Below are 7,589 nucleotides of genomic sequence, written 5' to 3' on the forward strand. Positions count from 1 at the left end.
ATGCGACAAGGAAGCTGAAAATCGACGCTAGGCCCTGAGAAATAAGGGTTCTCTAGTTCGAACGAATAACAGTGGCATCCGTGCCCGACTGGTTCCCAATCTTTGGATGGCTCTGCCAGAGGCGGCTCGGTTTGTCTGAACAGTCTCGCGGCTTTTGTAAGTGGATCGATTGCCGGTTTTAGGCAGCTGCGAGATGCGGCTTGTTGAAGTGAGTTTGGTCAGGAGTTCCGTGTTTGGGCGAGCGGTGAACAATTTCAGGCCATGGCCGCCTTCTCACACGGCTCTCACCCAGATCCCGCCGAAGCACTTGAAACAGCCATCTGGGTGCCAAAGAAGTGCGTTACGACGCCTGCTGCATCACGTATGGGACGGATGTGAAGCGCATTCATGAATGTCGACCCGTCCTTGCGATAATTCACGAGCTTGGTCACCAATGGTTCAGCTGCAACCACGGACGTCGCGATCTGCCGAACGGTCTCGCGCGATGTACGCTCTCCTTGAAGAAGCCGGCAGTTCTGACCGATTACCTCGGCTTCTTCGTAACCGGTAAGCTCGAGAAAGCCTGCGTTGGAGTAGATGATCGGATAATCCACCACATTCGCCGACACTACAATGAAGGGCATTTTCGATGCACGTACTGCAAGTGCCAGCGCGTACCCATACTCGAAAGTGGTCAGAAGCTTCTCCGCTTCCAACCGTGATTGCCTGAGACGCTCTTCCCAGCTAATGTCTTTCTGTGAACGCATTCCCGGTTTCCTTCTGCCATACAGGAAGCAGAAAGCGGCTCGTTTCAGGCTCGTCTCAAACTTCCCACCTCGTCGACTGTAACAAGGTGGGCAATGGAACTAGCGCCCTTTTCCAGAAGCCAAGGGATCCGAGTAGCAGCAATTGGCTTGGAAAATAGGTAGCCTTGGCCATATTCGCAGCCCATCGTTTGAAGCACTCGCAGTTGTGTTTCCGTTTCGATCCCTTCCGCAACAACAGTCATGTTCAACCCTTGTGCCAGCTGAGTGATTGCTCGAACAATCTGGGCGTTGTCGTGGTCATGTTCCAGTGAGCTGACAAAGGAGCGGTCGATCTTGATCTGGTCCACCGGGAACTTTTTCAGATGGGTCAACGAGGCGTAGCCGGTGCCAAAGTCATCGAGCGCGATCTCGATGCCCGATGAATGAAGCTCACGGAGGGTGGCTTCGATGTGGTCGGTTCCGGCGCCTAGAAAGACGCCTTCCGTGACTTCGACTTTGAACAAGTTTGAGGGCAACTCAGAGTGCAGAATTGTCTTGCGGATTTTGCTCGCGAAGTCCGTGTCGGCGAAGTCTGCTGCGGAAAAGTTTACGGCTAAACGACCAAACGAGAAGCCAAGCTGCAACCAGGTTTTGGCATCGGCAATCACACGCCGGGCCATTGCCGCCGTCAGCTGACGTGATAGCTCGGCATCTTCGAAGGCAACCGAGAAGGAGTAAGGTGACAGGAGCCCCTTATGTGGATGCTGCCAGCGTGCCAATGCCTCGAACCCTGTGACCTCTCCGGTTCGAAGACAAACGATTGGCTGATAGTAGGGGACGAACTGATCGGCTTTCAGCCCATCCGCGACTTCGGAGATAAGCTGAACACGAGCTTCGGTGGAAGCTTGCAATTCCTTCGAATATACAGCGTAGCCGTTACGACCTTTTTGCTTGGCTTGGTAAAGCGCCATGTCTGCGTACTTCATCAGTTCGCATGCCGTCTGACCGTCATCTGGATATCGAGCCATGCCAATGCTGGCTCGAGATTCGAGCGTCCGCCCATCGAACATGAACGGCTCACGCAGCGCCGTAAGGATTGTTTTCGTTCTCAAGTGCAGTTCTGATGTTGAAGCAAGCAGGATGGCAAATTCATCACCGCCAAGCCGAGCAACGAAATCGTCAGCCGTGACGGCGGCTTGCAATCGCGAAGCGGTAATTTGCAGAACCGCGTCGCCTGCATCATGTCCAAGTGTGTCGTTGATATCCTTGAAGTGGTCGAGGTCAACGATCAAAACGCTAAATGCGCCCGCGTCGCGTTTTGTTTGGTCGATTGCATGGCTTAGATGGTCTTGAAGATGCTGCCGGTTTGGCAGGCCCGTAAGGGCATCGAAGTTGGCAGCCTGCCATAGCTTTGCCTCCGCAACCTTTTGGTCAGTGATATCGAAACACACACCAATGATGCGCGGTGAAGATGAGCTGTTACGAACCGCGCAGCCGGTCAGTTGCAGCCAGATCATGGAGCCATCAGGCTTAATATAGCGGAATTTGACAGACGTCCGTATCCCGGCACGAGCATGTGCAAACGCATCCTGAAAGCGCTGACGGTCTCGTTCGTCTATGCGCAGAAGTGAACCCTCGAGGTCTTCGGGTGCTTCTCCAATGATATCGATGAAGTGTGCAGACCGTGTTATGAGCCCTGATTCTATGTCAACATCCCACGCGAACATCTTGCCGGCTTCCAGCGCAAGCCGCATACGCTCTTCACTGGCAGCCAAATTGAGTTCAGCTTGGCGCTGCTCTTCGATGTCCGTTGTTGTGCCGATCCATTCTCGTATGAAGCCTTCTTTCGTGCGAACTGGAACTGCATGAGCATGAACCCAACGATAGGTCCCAACATTGCCCTGCACGCGGAACACATGATTATATATCTGACCAGTCTCAACGCTCTGCATCCAGATCGCGATCGTCGATAGGAGATCATCTGGATGCAACTTATCCAGCCAGCCATCATCCAAGCCTTCACTACGTCCTTGGCCAGTCAACGTGTCCCAGCCCCAACCGTCTGCGATCGCGCCATCGGCTGTTGCGTGCCAGACGACCGAGGAGCTGATTTCGGTAAGTGCTCTGTACCTTTCTTCACTCTCCTGCAGCTTTATCTGAGCACGACGCGCATCGGTGACATCGCAAAGTATGCCGATCATACGAATGTTGGTACCGTTCGTACCAGTTATTGCTTCTGCCCGGCTAGAAAGCCACCGCATCTCGCCGTCGCGGCGGATGATGCGCAGTTCAGTAGACATTGGTTCACCGCGAGCAATGCATGCCGCGGCCGTTTCCGCCACTTCCAAATCCTCTGGATGGACATGCTTCATGAACAGGTCACGGCCCGGGACAACATTTAGCGGTTCATAACCGAACAGTCGGAAGAGCCCGGCTGACCAAGTGAGTTCCGACGTCGCGAGGTTCCATTCCCAACTGCCCAAGCCAGCGGTAGCTTCACTGTGACGTACGATAGCAGCCTTGCGCTGACGTTCGTCGCATTGATCGAGATCCGACTTATGGCGTTCCAACTCAGAAACGACGCCCTCGGCTAGTGTTCTTAATAGTTTCGCATCTTCGGCCGAAAAAGATCGAGACTTCTGGTCGATGACGCAGATCGAGCCAACTCGATGACCCGAGCTCAGAACTAGGGGGGCACCTGCGTAGAAACGAATATGCGGCTCACCTAAAACTAGTGGACTGGAACTGAAGCGATCATCTAAAAGCGCATCGCGGACTACTAAAACTTCATCGCTTTCAATCGTCACCCTGCAAAACGACGAGTTACGCGAGGTCTCCTTGACTTCGATCCCTCGCTTTGCCTTGAACCACTGACGGTCACGATCGACCAGGGTAACCAATGCAATGGGAGCATTGAAAGAATCGTGCGCCAAAGTGCAAAAGCGCTCGAATGCTGGGGACGGTTCGGTTTGCAAAATCTGCAACTCGTGGAGAGCCTTGAGGCGTTCACCCTCATTCACTGCAGAAGTTATTGGCATGGGAATGTCCTCAATAGTCGCGCCTAAATCGCACTCTCGAATACGACCTTATGCGACATGATGCGCCGTTACGTAGTCACCTAATAGCTAAACACGTTTCGAAATCATGCATGAATGCGCGGCTACGGCTACCGTCGTGTCCACGTGCTGCTGCGGCGTGAGGGATGGATCGTGAACCCCAAGCGAATCTACAGACTTTACAAGGAGATGGACCTTCAGCTGCGCAACAAGGTCCCGAAGCGACGCGTGAAGGCCAAGCTTCGTGACGGCCGCACGGTGGCAACCCATGTGAACCAGACCTGGGCCGTGGATTTTGTCCACGACCAGTTGGCGACGGGCCGCAAACTCCGCATCCTGACAGTCGTCGACACCTTCTCGCGCTTCTCGCCGGTGATCGATCCACGCTTCAGCTATCGCGGCGAAGACGTCGTTCAGGCGCTAGAACGAATATGTTCCGAGGTCGGCTATCCCAAGGCGATCCGCGTCGATCAAGGCTCGGAGTTCATCTCACGCGACCTCGATCTGTGGGCCTACCAGAAGGACATTATTCTCGACTTCTCACGACCGGGAAAGCCGACGGATAACGCGAACATCCGAGTCCTTCAACGGCAAATTCCGCGCCGAATGCCTGAACACGCATTGGTTCATGAGCCTTGACGATGCCCGCGCCAAGATGGAGGCTTGGCGCAGAGACTACAACGAAGTTCGACCTCACAGTGCGATCGGTCACAAGACGCCGATTGAGCTGATGAACTGCTCAGGAGACGCGGTGTCAGCCTGAGCACCCACCCCCGGAAATTCTCCAGCCGGGCGGACCAAAAACGGGGAGCGCTTCAGGCCGACAATGCACTAAGATTCACCCCGGACCACCCGGTTGGGGCAGGCCACGACCGGCTCGCGCCTGAACTTAATAGAGCTTGAACGCCTCTTCCGTGATCCTGGCATCAAGCTCGGAGTATTGCGCGGCAGTAAGCGGACCTTCGGTTACCTGCATGCCGTTCAATGCGCTTTTGATCGACTTCAGAAACATCGCTTCGGTTTCCGCGTCCCAAAGCTCGGGCAAGAGTTCAGATCGAATGCGGGCTAACTCGATCTCAACGATCATCGCGAAACGCATTTCGTTCATGTCCTCGTCAGACCGGCTGCCACAGCCGCAGACGAAGAGTGTCGCCGAAAGACATTACGATCGAGACAACAGGGTATGGCGATCACGACCACAACTTCGGAGCCTGCAAGACTGGAGTTCTCGATCCCTATGGCAGGTCAGCCATACCGTTCTTCCTTTAGATTGACCTGCCACTGAACCTTCATCCAGCGGCGATTAGAGCCGTATCTGTTTCTGTTACGCTTTGTGGCGCGGTGTGAGCAACCGGCGTAGGCGCGGAGCCATCCGATAGCGGAGCGCCGGAGCCGGTTGCGGTGATGGTGCGGGCGAAGTCCGCCGGGGTCTGGTAGCCGAGGGACGAGTGTGGTCGCTGGGTATTAAAATCGCTGACCCAGGTGGCGAGCAGCTCACGAGCATGATCGAGGCCAAGGAAGAGACTTTCGTTCAGAAGCTCGTTACGCATGCGGCCGTTGAAGCTCTCGACAAAGCCATTCTGCATTGGCTTGCCGGGAGCGATGTAGTGCCATTCCACCTTTTGATCCTTCGACCAGGCGAGGATCGCATTCGAGGTGAATTCCGTGCCGTGATCGGAGACGATCATGCCGGGCTTGCCTCGCACGGCGATCAACGCCGTAAGTTCACGGGCGACACGACGACCCGAAATTGACGTATCCGGTATCGCTGCTAGACATTCTCGCGTGACATCATCGACGATGTTGAGAATGCGGAAACGCCGCCCGCAGGCAAACTGGTCGTGTAACAAGTCCAACGATCAGCGGGCATTCGGCCTGGCCTCGACGAGGATCGGCGCCCGGGTTCCCACGGCACGACGCCGGGCACTGCGTCTGCGAACGGTCAGTCCTTCTTCGCGGTAGAGACGGTAGATGCGGTTGATCCCGGACGGCTCGCCGTCGCGCCGTAAGAGGACGAACAGGCGACAATAGCCGAAGCGACGACGCTCGTTGGCGAGATCGCGCAGCTTGCCACGAAGCTCCGTCTCCGGCGGTCTGCGCGATTGGTAGCGAACCATCTTCCGATCGGCACCGACGATCTGGCAGGCCCGCCGCTCCGACAGGTCCATGACGGCCCGCAGATGCGCGACGGCTTCGCGCTTGGCGACGGGCCCTACCATTTTTTTGCGAGCAGTTCCCGCAGGGCCGCTGCATCCAGCATCTGCTCAGCCAAAAGCTTCTTCAGCTTCGCGTTCTCGTCTTCGAAAGCCTTCAGGCGCTTGGCGTCTGACACGTCCATGCCGCCGTACTTGGCTTTCCTATTGTACAGCGTCGCCTCGGATATCCCGTGCTTGCGAGCGAGATCGGCGCCCTTCGCACCAGCCTCCTGCTCCTTCAAAACACCGATGATCTGTTCTTCAGAAAAACGCTTTCGCTTCATGCCGTCCGTCCTCAATGGGAAGCGGACTCTAATCCAACGCGGAGGCAAAACTCAGCGGCAGGTCAAGGTTAACCAAACGATAACCCGCCATCTAGACAAAGCAGGTTTAGAAATTTGATAAATCCATTGCGGCAACCAAGCGAACTCCGGAGATTCAAATTGAGATTACATTACACATTGACGGCTGTGTTCACGGCACTCGCGCTTACCGGCTGCCAACAGACGGTCAGAACAACCGAGCCCCCAGCCGGTACGCTTGCATATGGAAGCACGGTCTTGGTCGATGACGGCACTTGTCCAGCCGGACAAATCAAGCAGGTCACTGGCGGGAACAACGCTCGCGGCATAGCTCGTAAGAATGATTGCGTTGCGAGACCCTGATAAGTTTTTACGAGGCGCTTGTGGGACAGGCGGCTATCTTAAGCCAAACGAACTCACGAGCGCCTGACGTAGGACAGATCCCATCTTGAATGTCTCATGATAGCATACGGTTGGGGCTTTATTCTGTCTGCATAGCCATAGTCAGGTGCCCGACTATCCGCGATGGTTCAGGGTGTCGCTTAAAAAGAGGCCCGTCTCCGGCTTGGTTTAGACCGCACAGACGGGCCGAGAGTGCTGTTCGTTACCACGACATTGTGGCTCTCGTAGAATCGAACCTAAGCGTTTAAAAATTGGTTTAAGACTGGTTCGCACCGGTGGTGCGTCGCCTTTATGGTTCCCCGATCTACGTGCCGGTAATGCCTTTGAGCTGATAGACGGACTTGCCCGGCACGTGTACCTTCAGCTTTGTCTCAAAGCGACGCAACGGGAGGTATCAATGGTTTCTTTTCGCCTACTGCTTACTGCAACTACCCTGTCATTGGGTTTATCATCGGTTACATTAGCAGCCCCGGAAGACGATGTGAAAGCTGCCTACGAGCAATGGAACGCAGATTTCAATAGCGGCGACGCAGAAAAACTTGCATCCAATTATTCGGAGGATGCGATCTTCCTTCCGCCTAGTCATGCCGTGATTGAAGGTCCGCAGGGTGTCCAAGAGTTTTTCGCCCCACTATTTGAGAATGGCGTGACTGGGCACACATTAGAAGTGATCAAAGTCATAGATCACGGCGACGAGATTACGGCAGCTGCTCGATGGTCCGCTAAAGGCGGCGATGGATCCGACATCGGCGGCATTGGCACGCACGTCTTCCAGCGCCAGGACGACGGCAGCTTGAAGCTCGCGCTTCATACGTTCAATTGATCATCTGTAGCGCCCCGATTCATTGTAATCGGGGCGCGCCTTGCAAATTGACCAAATGCGCCCTGAACGTCGCGGAGACCCAGCGA

Annotated in this window: 5 protein-coding genes and 2 pseudogenes; 3 read left to right on the top strand and 4 right to left on the bottom strand. The window is 55.2% G+C overall.

What is annotated here, in order from left to right; translation table 11 throughout:
- Positions 1-284 precede the first annotated feature (284 nt).
- Both U0C82_RS18830 and U0C82_RS18835 read right to left on the bottom strand, forming a co-directional pair.
- On the bottom strand, positions 285-746 hold the full coding sequence (locus U0C82_RS18830) for a PAS domain-containing protein (protein WP_322189391.1): 462 nt from the start codon (positions 744-746) through the stop codon (positions 285-287).
- A 44-nt stretch (positions 747-790) separates the two neighbouring features.
- Entirely contained in the window at positions 791-3,763 is a 2,973-nt protein-coding gene (locus U0C82_RS18835) for a bifunctional diguanylate cyclase/phosphodiesterase (protein ID WP_322189393.1), read from the bottom strand.
- Positions 3,764-3,886: 123 nt separating this feature from the next.
- Between U0C82_RS18835 and U0C82_RS18840 the strand changes: the two are divergent.
- A pseudogene (locus U0C82_RS18840) lies at positions 3,887-4,544 on the top strand (IS3 family transposase); the annotation flags it as partial.
- A gap of 126 nt (positions 4,545-4,670) precedes the next feature.
- On the opposite strand, the gene U0C82_RS18845 reads toward U0C82_RS18840, so the two are convergent.
- The gene (locus tag U0C82_RS18845; RefSeq protein WP_322189395.1) at positions 4,671-4,889 is read right to left on the bottom strand and encodes a hypothetical protein; all 219 of its coding nucleotides are present in this window, start codon (positions 4,887-4,889) and stop codon (positions 4,671-4,673) included.
- Positions 4,890-5,070: 181 nt separating this feature from the next.
- Positions 5,071-6,260: pseudogene (locus U0C82_RS18850) on the bottom strand (IS3 family transposase).
- Between the two features lie 177 nt (positions 6,261-6,437).
- Here U0C82_RS18850 and U0C82_RS18855 point away from each other — a divergent pair.
- The gene (locus U0C82_RS18855; RefSeq protein WP_322189399.1) at positions 6,438-6,641 is read left to right on the top strand and encodes a DUF6719 family protein; all 204 of its coding nucleotides are present in this window, start codon (positions 6,438-6,440) and stop codon (positions 6,639-6,641) included.
- A 436-nt stretch (positions 6,642-7,077) separates the two neighbouring features.
- Positions 7,078-7,503, top strand: a complete 426-nt coding sequence (locus tag U0C82_RS18860; protein WP_322189397.1) for a YybH family protein — start codon at positions 7,078-7,080, stop codon at positions 7,501-7,503.
- The last annotated feature ends 86 nt before the right edge of the window (positions 7,504-7,589 follow it).

The sequence above is a fragment of the Fulvimarina uroteuthidis genome (genome assembly GCF_034321785.1).
GTDB classification, from domain to species: domain Bacteria; phylum Pseudomonadota; class Alphaproteobacteria; order Rhizobiales; family Rhizobiaceae; genus Fulvimarina; species Fulvimarina uroteuthidis.